Origin of the sequence: Janibacter melonis, from assembly GCF_020567375.1 — a bacterium.
Lineage (GTDB): Bacteria > Actinomycetota > Actinomycetes > Actinomycetales > Dermatophilaceae > Marihabitans > Marihabitans melonis.
The window spans coordinates 843,376-859,665 of the sequence record NZ_JAJBZM010000001.1 but is presented as its reverse complement, the minus strand read 5'-3'; the positions used below and the strand labels follow the sequence as shown (position 1 = coordinate 859,665).

The 16,290-nt window shown below is 73.3% G+C and carries 17 protein-coding genes; 12 read left to right on the top strand and 5 right to left on the bottom strand.

From position 1 onward, the window contains the following. Positions 1-50: 50 nt before the first annotated feature. Positions 51-662: a hypothetical protein gene (locus LIV55_RS03995; RefSeq protein ID WP_229299242.1), complete on the bottom strand. Its 612-nt coding sequence runs from the start codon at positions 660-662 to the stop codon at positions 51-53. Between LIV55_RS03995 and ligA the strand changes: the two genes are divergently transcribed. Continuing rightward, positions 661-2,958 carry an NAD-dependent DNA ligase LigA gene (gene ligA, locus LIV55_RS03990; RefSeq protein WP_372456490.1) on the top strand — a complete coding sequence of 766 codons (2,298 nt, stop codon included), beginning with the start codon at positions 661-663 and terminating at the stop codon, positions 2,956-2,958. The two genes, LIV55_RS03995 and ligA, sit on opposite strands and share 2 nt — an antisense overlap. Before the next feature lie 5 nt (positions 2,959-2,963). Further along, the gene (locus LIV55_RS03985; RefSeq protein ID WP_229299241.1) at positions 2,964-3,413 is read left to right on the top strand and encodes a mycothiol transferase; all 450 of its coding nucleotides are present in this window, start codon (positions 2,964-2,966) and stop codon (positions 3,411-3,413) included. 157 nt (positions 3,414-3,570) lie between these two features. On the opposite strand, the gene tpx is transcribed toward LIV55_RS03985, so the two are convergent. After that, positions 3,571-4,065 carry a thiol peroxidase gene (tpx, locus tag LIV55_RS03980; RefSeq protein ID WP_068274468.1) on the bottom strand — a complete coding sequence of 165 codons (495 nt, stop codon included), beginning with the start codon at positions 4,063-4,065 and terminating at the stop codon, positions 3,571-3,573. Positions 4,066-4,131: 66 nt separating this feature from the next. Then, complete coding sequence (locus LIV55_RS03975) at positions 4,132-4,569, bottom strand: HIT family protein (protein ID WP_068274472.1); 438 nt, start codon at positions 4,567-4,569, stop codon at positions 4,132-4,134. Between the two features lie 30 nt (positions 4,570-4,599). Here LIV55_RS03975 and LIV55_RS03970 point away from each other — a divergent pair, with 30 nt between their 5' ends. The 5 genes from LIV55_RS03970 to gatB all read left to right on the top strand — a co-directional run bounded on the left by LIV55_RS03970 (position 4,600) and on the right by gatB (position 9,599). Further along, positions 4,600-5,145 (top strand): SRPBCC family protein, encoded by a 546-nt coding sequence (locus LIV55_RS03970; protein ID WP_229299240.1) that lies wholly within the window; start codon positions 4,600-4,602, stop codon positions 5,143-5,145. After that, positions 5,138-5,938, top strand: a complete 801-nt coding sequence (locus LIV55_RS03965) for a carbon-nitrogen hydrolase family protein (RefSeq protein WP_229299239.1) — start codon at positions 5,138-5,140, stop codon at positions 5,936-5,938. The genes LIV55_RS03970 and LIV55_RS03965 overlap by 8 nt, the downstream gene beginning before the upstream one ends. A 208-nt stretch (positions 5,939-6,146) precedes the next feature. Next, positions 6,147-6,443, top strand: a complete 297-nt coding sequence (gatC, locus tag LIV55_RS03960) for an Asp-tRNA(Asn)/Glu-tRNA(Gln) amidotransferase subunit GatC (protein ID WP_068274478.1) — start codon at positions 6,147-6,149, stop codon at positions 6,441-6,443. Positions 6,444-6,517: 74 nt separating this feature from the next. Further along, positions 6,518-8,044 (top strand): Asp-tRNA(Asn)/Glu-tRNA(Gln) amidotransferase subunit GatA, encoded by a 1,527-nt coding sequence (gene gatA, locus LIV55_RS03955; protein WP_229299238.1) that lies wholly within the window; start codon positions 6,518-6,520, stop codon positions 8,042-8,044. A 1-nt stretch (position 8,045) separates the two neighbouring features. Continuing rightward, a complete protein-coding gene (gene gatB, locus LIV55_RS03950) occupies positions 8,046-9,599 on the top strand; it encodes an Asp-tRNA(Asn)/Glu-tRNA(Gln) amidotransferase subunit GatB (RefSeq protein WP_191565067.1) in 1,554 nt (517 codons plus the stop codon). Positions 9,600-9,665: 66 nt separating this feature from the next. Here the strand turns inward: gatB and LIV55_RS03945 are convergent, their stop codons facing one another. Next, complete coding sequence (locus LIV55_RS03945) at positions 9,666-10,283, bottom strand: hypothetical protein (RefSeq protein ID WP_229299237.1); 618 nt, start codon at positions 10,281-10,283, stop codon at positions 9,666-9,668. A gap of 116 nt (positions 10,284-10,399) precedes the next feature. Between LIV55_RS03945 and LIV55_RS03940 the strand changes: the two genes are divergently transcribed. From LIV55_RS03940 to LIV55_RS03930, 3 genes are all read left to right on the top strand, one after another. Continuing rightward, positions 10,400-11,320, top strand: a complete 921-nt coding sequence (locus LIV55_RS03940) for a 2-hydroxyacid dehydrogenase (protein ID WP_123093318.1) — start codon at positions 10,400-10,402, stop codon at positions 11,318-11,320. Positions 11,321-11,358: 38 nt separating this feature from the next. Further along, complete coding sequence (locus LIV55_RS03935) at positions 11,359-11,880, top strand: SixA phosphatase family protein (RefSeq protein WP_123093317.1); 522 nt, start codon at positions 11,359-11,361, stop codon at positions 11,878-11,880. Between the two features lie 97 nt (positions 11,881-11,977). Continuing rightward, positions 11,978-12,427, top strand: a complete 450-nt coding sequence (locus LIV55_RS03930) for a DUF4189 domain-containing protein (RefSeq protein ID WP_123093316.1) — start codon at positions 11,978-11,980, stop codon at positions 12,425-12,427. An 86-nt stretch (positions 12,428-12,513) separates the two neighbouring features. On the opposite strand, the gene LIV55_RS03925 is transcribed toward LIV55_RS03930, so the two are convergent. Continuing rightward, complete coding sequence (locus tag LIV55_RS03925; RefSeq protein WP_229299236.1) at positions 12,514-13,434, bottom strand: GNAT family N-acetyltransferase; 921 nt, start codon at positions 13,432-13,434, stop codon at positions 12,514-12,516. A 355-nt stretch (positions 13,435-13,789) separates the two neighbouring features. Here LIV55_RS03925 and LIV55_RS03920 point away from each other — a divergent pair, with 355 nt between their 5' ends. After that, entirely contained in the window at positions 13,790-15,694 is a 1,905-nt protein-coding gene (locus LIV55_RS03920; RefSeq protein ID WP_372456489.1) for an acetolactate synthase large subunit, read from the top strand. A 10-nt stretch (positions 15,695-15,704) separates the two neighbouring features. Next, complete coding sequence (ilvN, locus tag LIV55_RS03915) at positions 15,705-16,217, top strand: acetolactate synthase small subunit (RefSeq protein ID WP_068274490.1); 513 nt, start codon at positions 15,705-15,707, stop codon at positions 16,215-16,217. Positions 16,218-16,290: the final 73 nt, after the last annotated feature.

Sequence of the window (16,290 nt, the reverse complement as noted above, 5' to 3'; positions counted from 1 at the left end):
TCAGCGGAAGAGCGGGTCCGGGGGTTGTCCGGCGAAGGGGGGTCCGCCGGTCAGGAGCCGCGGGCGTCCCGGACCTCGACGGCGGGGAGTCCGACGAGGGTTCCGATGGCCTCGGCAGCGGTGCGCGGGTCCGCGGAGGTCATGAGCACGGCGCTCGCGAGCCGGTGGCGGCGCGGCATCTCGTGCCCCGTCCATGGGGCGGGCTCGCGGGCCGGCAGCGCCGCGTCGTGGGCGAGAAGGAGGCCGATCTGGGGGTCGGGGCCGGCGGTGAGCGCCGGCCACCCCGTCGTCTGCGGCGGCCGGCCGACGTCGCCGTGCCGCACCTCGACGACGTCGCGGACGGGCACGACGAGGTCCTCTGTGAGGAAGGCCGGTGAGGTGATGACGAGGTCGTCGCCGACGCGCTCGACGGTCGTCGGGTTCGTCCGGGCGCGCCACGCGGCGGCGAGGAGGTTGCCCGCCGGGGTGGCGAGCGCCGCGAAGACGGCCACCTGGACGAAGGCGCCGACACCGGGCGAGCGGGTCGTGAGGAAGGCCCGCAGGATCATGCCGACGCAGCCGAGCAGCCACACGGCGGCAAACCCCCAGCGCAGGCCCGCCCGCCCGGTCTCCGGACGCCCGAGGTCGACCCGGGCGTCGTGCGTGCGGGGCGTCTCGTCCATGGCGACATCGTCCCACTGCCCGCGTCGCGCTGTCGGTGCGGTGCGGCAGGATTGGCGGGTGAGCGAGATCCCCGAGACCTCCGGCGACGCCGCCGCCGAGCACACCCCGGAGACCCCGGACCAGGTGCCCGACGCCCTGCGCGAGGAGTGGAGCGAGCTGGCCGACCAGGCGACGGCGGCGCAGTTCGCCTACCACGTGCGTGACGCGCCGACGATCAGCGACGGCGAGTACGACCGCCTCATCCGCCGCCTGCAGGAGATCGAGGAGGCGCACCCCTCCCTGCGCACCCCCGAGAGCCCGACGCAGCGCGTCGGCGGGGCGATCTTCTCCACCGACTTCACCGCCGTCGACCACCTCGAGCGCATGCTCAGCCTCGACAACGCCTTCAGCGCGCAGGAGATGCAGGAGTGGGCGGCCCGCGTCGAGCGCGAGGTCGGCTCGGACGTGCACTACCTGTGCGAGCTGAAGATCGACGGCCTGGCCGTCAACCTCCTCTACGAAGGGGGACGCCTCACCCGGGCGCTCACCCGCGGCGACGGGCGCACCGGCGAGGACGTGACGATGAACGTGCGGACCATCGCCGACGTCCCCGAGCGCCTCGAGGGCGGCGACGCCCCGGTGCCCGACCTCGTCGAGATCCGCGGCGAGGTCTTCTTCCCGCTCGAGGGTTTCGCCGAGCTCAACGCCGGGCTCGTCGAGGCGGGCAAGGCCCCCTTCGCCAACCCGCGCAACTCCGCCGCCGGCTCGCTGCGGCAGAAGGACCCGCGGGTCACCGCGTCGCGGCCGCTGCACATGCTCGTCCACGGCACGGGCCGGCGCGAGGGCTTCGAGATCGACAGCCAGAGCCACGCGTACGAGCTCATGCAGGCGTGGGGCCTGCCGACCTCGACGCACTACCGGGTGCTCGGCTCGATGGACGAGGTCACCGACTTCATCGCCGAGGTCGAGCGGCGTCGGCACGACTACGAGCACGAGATCGACGGGGTCGTCGTCAAGGTCGACGAGATCGCGCTGCAGCGGCGGCTCGGCTCGACGTCGCGCGCACCCCGCTGGGCCATCGCGTACAAGTACGCGCCCGAGGAGGTCAACACCCGCCTGCTCGACATCCAGGTCAACGTCGGCCGGACCGGGCGGGTCACCCCCTTCGGCGTCATGGAGCCGGTGACCGTCGCCGGGTCCACGGTCTCGATGGCCACCCTGCACAACGCGCACGAGGTGCGCCGCAAGGGCGTGCTCATCGGCGACACCGTCGTCCTGCGCAAGGCCGGCGACGTCATCCCCGAGATCCTCGGCCCGGTGGCCGAGCTGCGCGACGGCAGCGAGCGCGAGTTCGAGATGCCGACGCACTGCCCGTCCTGCGGCACGCGCCTCGCCCCGCAGAAGGAGGGCGACAAGGACATCCGCTGCCCCAACGCGCGGTCCTGCCCCAGCCAGCTGCGCGAGCGGCTCTTCAGCCTCGCCGGGCGCGGGGCGCTCGACATCGAGGCGCTCGGCTGGGAGGGCGCGATCAGCCTGCTCGACGCCGGGATCCTCGCCGACGAGTCGACCCTCTTCGACCTCACTGACGAGGACGTCGCCCGGGTGCCGCTCTACACACGGGCGGCCAAGAAGTCCGACCCGCCCGAGGCGGTCGTCGACGGGCGCGTGCTGTCGGCCAACGGCGCGCGGCTCGTCGCCAACCTCGAGCAGGCCAAGCAGCAGCCGCTGTGGCGCGTGCTCGTCGCCCTGTCGATCCGCCACGTCGGTCCGACCGCGGCGCGCGCGCTCGCCCAGCACTTCGGGTCGATGAGCGCCATCCGCGAGGCCAGCGAGGAGCAGCTGGCGGCCGTCGACGGCGTCGGCCCGACGATCGCCGACTCGGTGCGTGAGTGGTTCGACGGGCCGGGTGCCTCGTGGCACGGCCAGATCGTCGACCGCTGGGCGGCGGCCGGGGTGCGGATGGAGGACGAGCGCGACGAGTCCACGCCGCGCACGCTCGAGGGCCTCACCGTCGTCGTCACCGGCTCGCTCGAGGGCTTCAGCCGCGACGAGACGAAGGAGGCGATCCTCTCCCGTGGGGGCAAGGCGTCGGGCTCGGTGAGCAAGAAGACCGACTGGGTCGTCGTCGGCGAGAACGCCGGGTCGAAGGCGACGAAGGCCGAGGACCTCGGGCTGCGCATCCTCGACGAGGACCAGTTCCGCGAGCTGCTCGAGACGGGCACGGTCGCGGCCTTCGCCACGCAGGACGGGCGCGAGGAGGGCGGCGAGGACGAAGGGGACGGGGAGCAGGACGATAGCTCGGCGGGGGAGCAGTGAGCGGCGTGACCCGCGAGAGCGTCCAGTGGTACGTCGACACGGCCCTGGTGAAGATGCTCGGCCGGGCCGAAGACCTCGGTGACGAGCTGCTGAGCACCCGCCCCGACGTCGAGGGGGCCAACAGCGTCTACGCGCTCGTCGTCCACTGCTGCGGGGTCATGGAGCGCTGGGGCGGCGAGGCCATCGCGGGGCGCACCATCAGCCGTGACCGCGCGAGTGAGTTCACCGCCACCGGCACGCTCGCCCAGCTCGAGGAGCTCGTCGCCGCCCAGCGTCGACGCTGGGTCGACGACCTCGCCGGCTTCGATCCGGGGGCGGCCCCCCGCGGGCCCGCCCCGCGCGACGACGGCGACCCCGAGGTCATCACCCAGGAGTTCGTCGCGCTGCACGTCGTCGAGGAGCTCTTCCAGCACCTGGGCCACGTCGACCTCACCGTCGACCTGCTGCGGTCCTGACCTGCTGCCGGCCCGCCGGCTGGCCGGGCCGACGGCGCCCGGCCGACGGCTGGCCGGGCGGTCCCCCTTCGCCCCGGCGGTCCCCCTTCGCCCACGACGTGCGAGAGCCGCGCCGTCTGGTGCGACGACGCGGCTCTCGGGGTCTGGAGGGGGAGGGTCAGCCGAGCGAGGCGATGGCCGCGTCGTAGTCCGGCTCCTGGCCGATCTCGGGGACGAGCTGGCTGTGCAGGACGGTGCCGTCCGCGTCGAGCACGACGACAGCGCGGGCGAGCAGCCCGGCCATCGGGCCGTCTGTGAGGGTCACGCCGTAGTCCTCGCCGAAGGAGGAGCGGAAGGCCGAGCCCATCTTCACCTTGTCGATGCCCTCGGCGCCGCAGAAGCGGGCCTGCGCGAAGGGGAGGTCCTTGCTGACGTTGACGACCGTGGTGTCGGTGAGGTCGACGGCGCGCTCGTTGAAGGTGCGCACGCTCTGCGCGCAGATGCCGGTGTCGACGCTCGGGAAGATGTTGAGCACGACGCGGCCGGTGAGGTCGCCGGAGGTGAGCGGCGCGAGGCCCTCGCCGACGAGCTCGAAGGCCGGGGCCTTCGTGCGGGCGGCGGGGAGCTCGCCGACGGTCGTGACGCGGTTGCCCTTGAGTGCGGTGTTAGCCATGAGCCCAGCCAACCCCACGACGAGCCCTGATGTCACGCCGGGGTCCGCCTGGCGGCACCGGGCGGGTCAGAGCGGTCCGGGGCCCACGACGTGCTCGCCGTGCCCGTCGGCCCGCAGCCGCTCCCGCAGACGCTGCGCCGCCGACTCGAAGCGGTCGTCGGGCACGTCGCGCATCGGCGAGTGCGGCTCGACGTCGGCGGGCGACCACGCGGGCCACACGTGCACGTGGAGGTGCGGCACGAGGAAGCCCTCGAGGAGCATCCCGACCCGCGGCGCCTCCCACTCGGCCTGCTGCGCCCGACCGACGGCCATCGCCACCCGCTGGAGGTGGGCCCAGGTCTGCTCGTCGGCGTCGGTCCACTGCTCGAGCTCGGCGCGCGGCACGACCATGCAGTGCCCGTCGGTGAGCGGCTCGATGGTGAGCATGACGACGCACACGTCGTCGGCCCACACGAAGCGCCCGGGGATCTCGCCGGCGATGATCTGGCTGAAGAGCGTGGCCATGGCGCCACCCTAGGGGCCTACGGTGGGGTCATGCCCCAGGTGAGCGCCGACGTCCACGTGCCCGTCCCGCCCGAGCTGGCCTTCGCGGTCTCGCAGACCCACGGCGCGATCCGCCGTGGGTGGGACCCCTTCATCCGCGAGCAGCACTTCCTCGACGGGGCGCCGCACCCGGCGACCGGCGTGCGGACCTTCACCCGGTCGGCCTTCCTCGGCCCGATCAGCCCGACGATGGTCAGCGAGTACGTGTCGTGGCGCCCGCCGACGTCGGTCGGGATGACGATGGTCAGCGGCCCGCCCTTCTTCTCCCGCTTCGGCGGGGGGTGGCGCTTCACGCCCGAGGGTGACGGCACCCGCGCGGTGTGGAAGTACACCTACGACGTCGTCGGCCCGCCGTGGTTCCGCCGCATCGGCGTGACGATCGGGCAGTGGCTCCTCGGGCGCGAGATCCGCAAGCGGATCGACGCCTTCGCCGCCGCGTGCCGCGACGAGCAGGTCGTCTTCGTCGCGCGAGCCGACCTCGAGGCCCGCGCGGCGCTCGAGGCGCAGGAGAGCGCGAAGGGGGAGCCGCGTGCCTGAGCCCATGAGGGTCGCCGGGGTCCAGCTCGTCGCCTCGCACGACGTCGAGGACAACCTCGCGCAGGTCGTCGACGGCGTGCGGCGAGCGGCCGTGGCCGGGGCGCGTCTCGTCGTCTTCCCCGAGGCGACGATGGCGCCCTTCAGCCGACGGCTCGACACGGCCGCGCAGCCGCTCGACGGCCCCTTCGCCGACGGGGTGCGCCGAGCAGCGGCCGAGCACGGCGTCGTCGCGGTCGTCGGGCTCTTCACCCCCGCCGACGACGTCGAGGTCGACGGCCAGGTGCGGCACCGGGTGCACAACACGCTCCTGCTCACCGGCGCCGGGGTCGAGGAGACGAGCTATCGCAAGATCCACCTCTTCGACGCCTTCGACTCCCGCGAGTCCGACACCGTCGCCGCGGGGGACGCCGTCGTCACGGCGCAGGTCGACGGCTGGACCGTCGGGCTGGCGACCTGCTTCGACGTGCGCTTCGCCGACCACTTCACCGAGCTCGGCCGACGCGGCAGCGAGCTCGTCGTCCTGCCGGCGTCATGGGGCGACGGCCCCGGCAAGGCCGACCAATGGGACCTGCTCACCCAGGCCCGCGCCCACGACGCGCAGGCCTGGCTCCTCGGCGTCGGCCAGGCCTGGACCCCGCAGTCCGGCGACGGCCCCTTCGGCATCGGGCGCTCGGTCCTCGCCGACCCGACCGGCGCGGTCCGCTCCCGGCTCGACGCCGCCCCGGGGATGCTCGTCGCCGATCTCGACCCCGCCCCGGTCGCCGCCACCCGCCGTCGCGTCCCCATCCTCTGACCGCCTGCGTCCACCGGGAAGCCCAGCGGTGACCGGGCAACCCTTCGTGGGCCGAGGTATGTCTCGGTCGGCCCGGGGTTGCCCGGTCACGACCGGGCTGCCCGGTCGCGGCACGGCGAAGGGGGCCACGGCCACGTCGTCCCGGCCCCGGGTCGGGGGCGGCCGGGAGGTGGACGGGCCAGCCGCAGCGGTCCGTAGACTGGCGGCCATGTCCGACCTCACCCGCGACGACGTCGCCCACCTCGCCTCCCTGGCCCGGATCGAGCTCGAGCCGCAGGAGCTGGACCGGCTCGTCAGCGACCTCGACACCGTGCTCAGCCACGTCGCGCAGGTGCAGCAGGCGCCCACCGAGGGCGTCGAGCCGATGAGCCACCCCATGCCGCTCGTCAACGTCACCCGCCCCGACGAGGTCCGCCCCTCCCTCACGCCGGAGCAGGCGCTCGCCGCCGCCCCGCTGGCCGAGGAGCAGCGCTTCTCCGTCCCGCGCATCCTCACCGAGGACTGAGCGCCGCCGACGGGGGCGGCCACGCCCCCTTCGCACCCCGAGCCCGCCGCGACACCCGCCCCGAAGGACCGAACTTGAGCGACATCACCCGGCTGACCGCCGCCGCCCTGGCCGACTCCCTCGCCTCCGGAGAGATCTCCTCCGTCGAGGCGACCCGTGCCCACCTCGACCGCATCGACGCCGTCGACGAGTCGGTGCACGCCTACCTCCACGTCGCCGGCGCGGTGGCGATGGAGCAGGCCCAGCAGGTCGACGACCGCCGGGCGAAGGGGGAGACCCTCCACCGTCTCGCCGGCGTCCCGATCGCGGTCAAGGACGTCATGACGACCATCGGCATGCCGACGACGTGCGGCAGCCGGATGCTCGAGGGCTGGGAGCCGCCGTACGACGCGACCGTCGTGCGCCGCCTCAAGGACGCGGGCCTGCCGATCCTCGGCAAGACGAACATGGACGAGTTCGCGATGGGCTCGTCGACGGAGCACTCCGCGTACGGCGTCACCCGCAACCCCTGGGACCTCGAGCGCGTGCCCGGCGGGTCCGGCGGTGGCTCGAGCGCCGTCGTCGCCTCCTTCCAGGCGCCGCTCGCGACGGGCACCGACACCGGTGGCTCGATCCGCCAGCCGGCCGCCGTCACCGGCAGCGTGGGGGTCAAGCCGACGTACGGCGGGGTCTCGCGCTACGGCCTCGTCGCGCTCGCCTCCTCGCTCGACCAGGCCGGTCCGTGCGCCCGCACCGTCCTCGACACCGCGCTGCTCCACGAGGTCATGGCCGGCCACGACCCGATGGACTCGACGTCGATCGACGCCCCGGTGCCCGCGGTCGTCGCCGCCGCCGAGCGCGCCGACGTCTCCGGCATGCGCATCGGCATCATCCGCGAGCTCACCGGCGAGGGCTTCCAGCCCGGTGTGCAGGCCCGCTTCGACGAGGCCGTCCAGCACCTCGTCGACGCCGGCGCCGAGGTCGTCGAGGTCTCGTGCCCGAGCTTCACCTACGCGCTCGCCGCCTACTACCTCATCCTCCCGAGCGAGGCGAGCAGCAACCTCGCGAAGTTCGACGCCATGCGCTACGGCCTGCGCGTCGGCCCGAAGGGCGTCGAGGCCCCCTCCGCCGAGCAGGTCATGGCCGCCAGCCGGGACGCGGGCTTCGGCGACGAGGTCAAGCGCCGCATCATCCTGGGCACCTACGCCCTGTCCTCGGGCTACTACGACGCGTACTACGGCAGCGCCCAGAAGGTGCGCCGCCTCATCGCCGACGACTTCGCAAAGGCCTTCGAGAGCGCCGACGTCCTCGTCAGCCCCACCGCCCCGACGACGGCCTTCCGCTTCGGCGAGAAGACCGACGACCCGATGGCGATGTACCGCGGCGACATCGCGACGATCCCGGCCAACCTCGCCGGTCTGCCGGGCATGTCCCTGCCGAGCGGCCTGGCCGACGAGGACGGCCTGCCCGCCGGTCTCCAGGTGCTCGCGCCCGCCATGGCCGACGACCGCCTCTACTCCGTCGGGGCCGCGCTCGAGCAGCGTCTCGTCGCGCAGTGGGGCGGCCACCTCCTCGACCGCGCCCCGGCCCTGACCGGCACGACCACCACCCAGGGAGCCTGAGATGAGCACCACCCGCGCCGACGCCGTCCTCGGCTACGACGAGGCCCTCGGCGTCTACGACCCGGTCATGGGCCTCGAGGTCCACGTCGAGCTCGGCACCGCGACGAAGATGTTCTGCGGCTGCGCGACGACCTTCGGCGCCGAGCCCAACACCCAGGTCTGCCCGGTCTGCCTCGGCCTGCCCGGCGCCCTGCCGGTCGTCAACGCCACGGCCGTCGAGTCGGCGATCCGGATCGGTCTGGCGCTGCACTGCTCCATCGCGCCGTGGAGCCGTTTCGCCCGGAAGAACTACTTCTACCCGGACATGCCGAAGAACTTCCAGACCTCGCAGTACGACGAGCCGATCTGCTTCGACGGCTACCTCGACGTCGAGCTCGACGGGGGCGAGGTCTACCGCGTCGAGATCGAGCGCGCGCACATGGAGGAGGACACCGGCAAGAGCTGGCACGTCGGCGGCTCCACCGGCCGCATCCACGGCGCCGAGTACTCGCTCGTCGACTACAACCGCGCCGGCATCCCCCTCATCGAGATCGTCACCAAGCCGCTCGTCGGTGCGGGGGAGCGCGCGCCCGAGGTGGCCCGCGCCTACGTCGCCGCGCTGCGCGACCTCCTGCGCGCCCTCGACGTCTCGGACGTGAAGATGGAGCAGGGCTCGATGCGCTGCGACGTCAACCTCTCGCTGCGCGCGAAGGCCGGCGACGACGCCCGCTCGCCCGAGCAGCTCGCCGTGCCGCTGGGCACCCGCTCGGAGACCAAGAACGTCAACTCTCTGCGCTCCGTCGAGCGCGCCGTGCGGTACGAGATCTGCCGCCACGCGGCGGTGCTCGAGTCCGGCGGCTCGATCGTGCAGGAGACGCGTCACTGGCACGAGGACACCGGCATGACGACCTCGGGCCGCGAGAAGTCCGACGCCGAGGACTACCGCTACTTCCCCGAGCCCGACCTCGTGCCCGTCGCCCCCGACGACGCGTGGGTCGAGCAGCTGCGCGGCACCCTGCCCGAGCCGCCGGCCCAGCGCCGGAAGCGCCTGCAGGAGCAGTGGGGCTACTCCGACCTCGAGATGCGCGACGTCCTCAACGCCGGCGCGCTCGAGATCGTCGAGGCGACCGTCGCGGCGGGTGCGACCCCGCAGGCGGCCCGCAAGTGGTGGCTCGGCGAGCCGTCCCGCCGGGCCAACGGCGAGGGGGTCGACCTCGTGACCTACGCCGGTCAGGTCGGTCTGCTCCCGGCGCACGTCGCCGAGCTCGAGTCGCTCGTCGCCTCCGGTCGCCTCAACGACAAGATGGCCCGACAGGTCCTCGAGGGCGTCCTCGACGGCGAAGGGGGACCGACCCAGGTCGCCGACGCCCGGGGCCTCGAGCTCGTCCAGGACGACGGTGCGCTCGAGGCGGCCGTCGACACCGTCATCGCCGCCAACCCCGACATCGCCGACAAGATCCGCGCCGGCAAGGTGCAGGCCGCCGGCGCGCTCATCGGCCAGGTGATGAAGGAGATGCGGGGTCAGGCCGACGCCGGCCGGGCCCGCGAGATCATCCTCGCCCGCCTCGGCGCCTGAGCGACGCAGCGCCCGAAGGGGGCCGCCCGGGATCACCCGGGCGGCCCCCTTCGCGCGTCCTCGCGGTCAGGCCGGTCCGTAGCCGCCGATGTAGCCCTCCTGCTTCGCGCCGGTGAGGATCGGGCGCCCGGACAACGAGCCGGAGACGGTCGCCTCGCGCCAGAAGGAGTAGAAGGTCCCGTCGCCGTCGTCGGTCACCGGTCCGCTGGCGTAGAGGGTGAAGTCCGGCTCGATCGGCCAGCGATCGGTGCCGCGGCGCCCGACGATGAGGCCCTCTTGCTTCGCAGAGAGGCCGGTCGAGCTGACCCGGCCGACCTTCTGCCGCTCGAAGTTCTCGAAGGTCATCGTCTGACGGTGCACGCACCGCGACGACGCCCACGTCGGGCTGACGCTCGCGCCGGCCGGGCAGTAGTAGGAGCGCATCGACCCGCTGACGACGCCGTTGTCCGTCGTCAGCCTGACCTGGTGGCGGTTGCCCCGGATCGGCGGGCCGAACTCGTTCTGGAAGCCCCCGCCGAGCACGACCCAGCTCGTCGCGTAGCGGTGGTCGGTCGTCGGGGTGATGTCGCGCCCGGCGCCCCGCGGGTCCGGGGCGGCGCTGCTCGGCACGGCGCTCGCCGCGGCGAGGAGGGCCGCCCCTGCGAGGACGGCCGCGGAGCGGGCGAGATGACGCTGTCGGTGCATGATGGGTCCCTGCTCTCGTGCTCGTCGGCGCCGACGGCTCCAGCGCCGTCCTCATAGGGACCCACCACAGGCCCGCGCTGTCCATGAGCAGAAGTACTCAACCTAGACTCGCCGCCATGGTGACCGTCTCCTTCCCCGACCAGTCCTGGCTCGACGACGTCGGCCCGGTCGACGGGATCACGCCCGTCGTCTGGGACCCGGAGGGCCCGGTGCCCGACGAGGACGTCGAGGTCTTCGTCGCGCCGTACATGGGCGGCGCGCGCAGCGTCGAGCCGGTCGCGCAGAAGCCGTCGGTCCGCCTCGTCCAGCTCTTCTCCGCCGGGTACGAGGACGTCCTTCCCGTCCTGCCGAAGGGGGTGGCGCTGGCCAACGGCGCGGGGGTCCACGACGACTCGACCGCGGAGCTGGCCGTGGGTCTGGCCCTGGCCTCCCTGCGCGGCATCGACGACGCGGCCCGCGACATGACGAGCGGCAGCTGGACCGCCCACCGCCGCGAGCGCCGCTCGCTCGCCGACAGCCGGGTCCTGCTCCTCGGCTACGGCTCGATCGGCCGCGCGATCACCCGGCGGCTCGCCCCCTTCGAGGTCTCGGTCACCGCGGTGGCCTCCCGGGCCCGCGCCGGCGACGACCTCGTCGACAGCGTCCACGGCGTCGACGAGCTGCCCGAGCTGCTGCCGCAGCACGACGTCGTCGTCGTCATCGTGCCGCTGACCGACGCCACGGCGGGGCTGCTCGGTGACGAGCTGCTCGGCGCGCTGCCGGACGGCGCGCTCGTCGTCAACGTCGCCCGCGGACCCGTCCTCGACACCGACGCGGTGCTGCGCCACGCAGGGAGGATCTCCTTCGCGCTCGACGTCACCGACCCCGAGCCGCTGCCCGCCGACCACCCGCTGTGGTCCGCGCCGGGCGTGCTCGTCACGCCGCACGTCGGTGGGATGAGCACCGCCTTCCGGCCCCGCGGGGTGCGTCTGCTGCGCGAGCAGCTGCGCGCTCTCGGCGCCGGTGAGGACCCGATCAACGTCGTGGGGCACGGCTGACCCTGGCGAGCAGGCCCCGATGAGAGTTGACTAGCGCCATGACACGGGCAGCGGAGTCCAAGACGATCGTGCTGGTGCGTCACGCCGAGGCGGCCGCTGCCCCGCCAGGAGGCCAGGACGCCGAGCGGGCCCTCACCGAGCAGGGGCAGGAGCGCGCCGAGGACTTCGGGCGCTGGCTGCGGGCGCACGGCATGGGGTGCGACGAGGTCATCACCTCGCCGGCCGCCCGCGCCCGGCAGACCGTCGAGGCGATCGCCTGCGGCGGCTGCGCCGAGGCCGAGGTGCAGGTCGAGCGGCGGCTCTACGAGGGCGAGGTCGACGACGTCCTGCAGGTGCTGCGTGAGTCGACACCCGACGCCGAGCTCGTCCTCGTCGTCGGTCACGCGCCGACCGTGCCGGCCGCGGTGAGCCTGCTCGCCGACGGCGAGGGTGCCGACGCGGCGCACGAGGCGCTCTCGCTCGGCTTCCCGCCCGGTGCTGCGGCGGTGCTGCGCTACCAGGGGCAGTGGAGCGACCTCAGCTTCGGCGCCGCCTCCCTCGAGGACTTCCGCACCCCGTGACGAGCGGGGAGTGCTCCCCGTCGTCGCCAGGCCCCCCAGCCGATAGCCTCCGTGTGCGGCGACCGGCCGCACCACGTCACAGGGGAAGAAAGTGAACATGAAGACGATGATCCGGGGCGCTGCTGTCGCCCTCGCCGCCGTGGGCCTGACCGCCGCGACCGCCCTGCCCTCCACCTCGGCGCCGAGCGACGAGAGCCGCCGCGTCTACTACGGCGCGATCGCGATGAACACCCGCACGCTCGACGTCGGCTACATCAACGACTACGGCAGCTCGACCCTGGCGAAGCAGTACGCGCTCAACCGTTGCAAGAAGAACACGCAGTACTCGAGCAACGACGGCTACTGCAAGAACATCGTCGCCGTCCGCAACGGCTGCGCCGCCGTCGCGGTGAAGTACGACAGCAAGAACCGTCCGGTCCGCTACGGCTACGGCACGGACTTCGCGAAGTGGCCTGCCGTCCGCGAGGCCCAGCGCCAGGCCCAGGGCAGCTCCTCGGCCGGCACGGTCAAGACCCGCATCTACCTGTGCACGACGCGCTACTACTGAGCAACGCATCGACGCGACGGTCTGCGTGACCTGACGAGCAGCGGCGGTCGACCTCACGGTCGGCCGCCGCTGCTGCGCGTGGCGGGTCAGCCGGCGTCGAGCTCGAGGTGACGCCACGTCGAGGTGACGTGCATCCCGATGTGCTCGTAGAGGCCGAGCGCCCCGGTGCGCGAGTCGGTCGACAGCTGCCCGACGGGGAGCCCGCGCTCACGGCCGGTGGCGTAGGCCACCCCGAGCAGCGCCGCGCCGAGACCGCGCCCGCGGTGCTCGCGGTCGACGGCGAGCTCGTGGACGAAGGCGACGTCGCCCTCGGCCCCCGTGACGATCGCGACGCCGACCACCTGGCCGGACCCGTCGCGCGCCACCTGCAGGTGCCACGGCGCGGCGTCGTCGCGCTCGACGAAGGAGGCGCGCCAGTCCTCGTAGCCGACCGGCCGGCGCCCCTCCCACTCGCCGAAGGCGGTCTCGACGACCCGGTGCACGTCGGGCAGCTCCTCGGCCCGGGCCAGCCCGAGCTCGTAGCCGCTCGGCACCCCCGTGGGTACCGGGCTGTCGGCGGGCAGCTCGAGGATCCACGCGTCGTAGGTCGCCCGCCCGCCCGCGTCGACGAGGAGCTCCTCGGCGGTGCTGCCCACGGGCACGCTCTGCCCGTGGGTGGTGCCGCCGTCGCGCGCCACCGTGCGACGGGCCCAGGCGAGCAGGGCGGTCCCGATGCCCTGACCGCGGTGGTCGGGGTGCACGGCGAGCAGGCCGGTGTCGCTCGGCCGCAGGAAGCCCCCGGCGACGAGCGTCTCGCCGCGGTAGACCCCGATCGAGCGGCGCGCGAGGTCGAGGCTCGGCCCGCGCCACTCGGCCGAGACGTCCGCGTCCTCGATGAGCGCCTCGCCGGCGTCGAGCGCCTCGGTCGCCCGGACGAGCGTGACGAAGGGGGAGACGTCCGCCGCGGTGAAGGGGCGGGCGGCGAGGCCCTCGGGCAGGGCGATGTCGAGGGTGGGTGAGGCGTCCATCCCCGAAGGCTCGCGCACCCGCCCGCCCCTGTCACCCGGTTATCGGGTCGAGCGCTCGTGCTGGTCGAGGCGCGACGAGCGCAGCGAGGAGCCTCGAGACCTCTTGACCCGCGACGGGTCTCCCTTCGCTCCGGCAACTGTCCACGATGTGGTCCCCGCTGTCTCGAAGTTTGACACCGCGGCGAGGCCGGGAGGACAGTGCTCCCGTGGCCATCACCCTCGTACTTCACCGGCGCGCTGCCTGAGCGACTCGCTCGACCGCAGCGCGCGCCCTTCATGTCCTCGCCCCAGGACTGGAGGGTTTTTTCATGGGGCGGATGATGGTCCGGACCGACACGAGAAGTGGAGCCAAGCCGTGAGCGACAGCGCGACCCAGTCGTCGACGCCGCCTGCACCCAGCCCGGCGAGCATCGCTCGTCAGGCGCAGGCCGCGCACCCCCCTGCCCCCGTCCCGGTGACGGGCGCCCAGAGCCTCGTGCTCTCGCTCGAGTCGGTCGGTGCGGAGGTCGTCTTCGGCATCCCCGGCGGTGCGATCCTCCCGGCCTACGACCCGCTCATGGACTCGGTGAAGGTCCGCCACATCCTCGTGCGCCACGAGCAGGGCGCCGGCCACGCCGCCGAGGGCTACGCCACCGCGACCGGCAAGGTCGGCGTGTGCATGGCCACCTCCGGCCCGGGCGCGACGAACCTCGTCACGGCCATCGCCGACGCCTACATGGACTCCGTGCCGATGGTCGCCATCACCGGTCAGGTGGCCTCGGCCGCGATCGGGACGGACGCCTTCCAGGAGGCCGACATCCGCGGCATCACCATGCCGATCACCAAGCACAACTACCTCGTGACCGACGCCGCGGAGATCCCGCGCGTCATCGCCGAGGCCTTCCACGTCGCGAGCACCGGCCGACCCGGCCCGGTCCTCGTCGACATCGCCAAGGACGCCCTGCAGGCCCGCACCACCTTCGCCTGGCCCCCGCAGGTCGACCTGCCCGGCTACCACCCGGTGACCAAGCCGCACGCGAAGCAGATCCGCGAGGCGGCCAAGCTCATCGCGGCCAGCCGCCAGCCCGTGCTCTACGTCGGCGGCGGCGTCATCCGCGCCGGGGCCCACGAGGAGCTCGCCGCGCTCGTCGAGGCGACCGGCATCCCCGTCGTCACGACCCTCATGGCGCGCGGCGCCTTCCCCGACCAGCACCCGCTGCACCTCGGCATGCCGGGCATGCACGGGTCGGTCGCCGCGGTGACCGCGCTCCAGCGCGCCGACCTGCTCATCACCCTCGGCGCCCGCTTCGACGACCGGGTCACCGGCCAGCTGAGCTCCTTCGCCCCGGACGCGAAGGTCATCCACGCCGACATCGACCCGGCCGAGATCGGCAAGAACCGGATCGCCGACGTGCCGATCGTCGGTGACGCGAAGGCGATCATCGCCGAGCTCACCGCCGCCGTCGCCGCCTCCGAGGCCCCCCGCCCCGACCTGTCGGGCTGGGTGCGCCGCACCCAGGGCTGGGCGCGCAGCTACCCGGTCGGCTACACCCCGAGCGAGGACCCGGGCGCCCTCGCCCCCCAGCTCGTCATCGAGACGATCGGGCGCATCGCCGGCCCCGAGGCCGTCTACGCCGCGGGCGTGGGCCAGCACCAGATGTGGGCCGCTCAGTTCATCGACTACGAGCGCCCCGGCAGCTGGCTCAACTCCGGCGGCGCCGGGACGATGGGCTACTCCGTGCCGGCGGCCATGGGCGCGAAGGTCGGCCAGCCCGACCGCGTCGTGTGGGCGATCGACGGCGACGGCTGCTTCCAGATGACCAACCAGGAGCTCGCGACCTGCGTCATCAACGACATCCCGATCAAGGTCGCGATCATCAACAACTCGAGTCTGGGCATGGTCCGGCAGTGGCAGTCGCTCTTCTACGACAAGCGCTACTCCAACACCGACCTGCACACCTCGGTCGGCAGCCGGGTGCCCGACTTCGTCAAGCTCGCCGACGCCTACGGCTGCGTCGGGCTGCGCTGCGAGCGCCCGGAGGACGTCGAGGAGACGATCCGCCAGGCGATGGCGATCAACGACCGCCCGGTCGTCGTCGACTTCGTCGTCGAGCGCGACGCGATGGTGTGGCCGATGGTGCCCGCCGGGGTGAGCAACGACGCGATCCAGATCGCCCGCGACGCCGCGCCCCAGTGGGACCGCGAGGACTCCGACGCCGTCGAGCAGTCGACCGACGCCGACCACAGCAGCCAGACCGCCGCCGCCGACCAGGACGCGTGAGGAGCCGAGCATGAGCAGCAAGCACACCCTGTCGGTCCTCGTCCAGGACAAGCCCGGCGTCCTCGCCCGCATCTCCGCGCTCTTCTCGCGGCGCGGCTTCAACATCGACAGCCTCGCCGTCGGCCCGACCGAGCAGCCCGACGTGTCGCGGATGACCGTCGTCGTCGAGGTCGAGCAGCTGCCGCTGGAGCAGGTGACCAAGCAGCTCAACAAGCTCGTCGAGGTGCTCAAGGTCGTCGAGCTCGACCCGCTCGCCTCCGTCGACCGCGAGCTGCTCCTCGTCAAGGTCCGCGCGGACGCGAGCAGTCGCAGCGCGATCCTCGAGACCACCCAGCTCTTCAAGGCGCGCATCCTCGACGTCACCGCCGACGCCCTGACCATCGAGTCGACGGGCAACGCCGAGAAGCACCGCGCGATGCTCGAGATCCTCGACCCGTACGGCGTCAAGGAGATCGTCAAGTCCGGCATGGTCGCCATCGGCCGTGGTGGACGCTCGATCACCGACCGCGGCGGGCGTCACTGATCACCAGGCGTCACTGACCCATCGGGTGACGGGCCCAGCCCGTCACCGGCATCCCAGACCGAACCACACCGAA

Coding starts and splice junctions, on each gene's coding strand:
- LIV55_RS03975 (WP_068274472.1), bottom strand. CDS start 4,569: ATGGCCACGCTCTTCAGCCAGATCATCGCCGGCGAGATCCCCGGGCGC.
- LIV55_RS03940 (WP_123093318.1), top strand. CDS start 10,400: ATGGTGACCGTCTCCTTCCCCGACCAGTCCTGGCTCGACGACGTCGGC.
- LIV55_RS03995 (WP_229299242.1), bottom strand. CDS start 662: ATGGACGAGACGCCCCGCACGCACGACGCCCGGGTCGACCTCGGGCGT.
- gatB (WP_191565067.1), top strand. CDS start 8,046: ATGAGCACCACCCGCGCCGACGCCGTCCTCGGCTACGACGAGGCCCTC.
- LIV55_RS03970 (WP_229299240.1), top strand. CDS start 4,600: ATGCCCCAGGTGAGCGCCGACGTCCACGTGCCCGTCCCGCCCGAGCTG.
- LIV55_RS03945 (WP_229299237.1), bottom strand. CDS start 10,283: ATGCACCGACAGCGTCATCTCGCCCGCTCCGCGGCCGTCCTCGCAGGG.
- ligA (WP_372456490.1), top strand. CDS start 661: ATGGCGACATCGTCCCACTGCCCGCGTCGCGCTGTCGGTGCGGTGCGG.
- gatC (WP_068274478.1), top strand. CDS start 6,147: ATGTCCGACCTCACCCGCGACGACGTCGCCCACCTCGCCTCCCTGGCC.
- tpx (WP_068274468.1), bottom strand. CDS start 4,065: ATGGCTAACACCGCACTCAAGGGCAACCGCGTCACGACCGTCGGCGAG.
- LIV55_RS03930 (WP_123093316.1), top strand. CDS start 11,978: ATGAAGACGATGATCCGGGGCGCTGCTGTCGCCCTCGCCGCCGTGGGC.
- LIV55_RS03935 (WP_123093317.1), top strand. CDS start 11,359: ATGACACGGGCAGCGGAGTCCAAGACGATCGTGCTGGTGCGTCACGCC.
- ilvN (WP_068274490.1), top strand. CDS start 15,705: ATGAGCAGCAAGCACACCCTGTCGGTCCTCGTCCAGGACAAGCCCGGC.
- LIV55_RS03925 (WP_229299236.1), bottom strand. CDS start 13,434: ATGGACGCCTCACCCACCCTCGACATCGCCCTGCCCGAGGGCCTCGCC.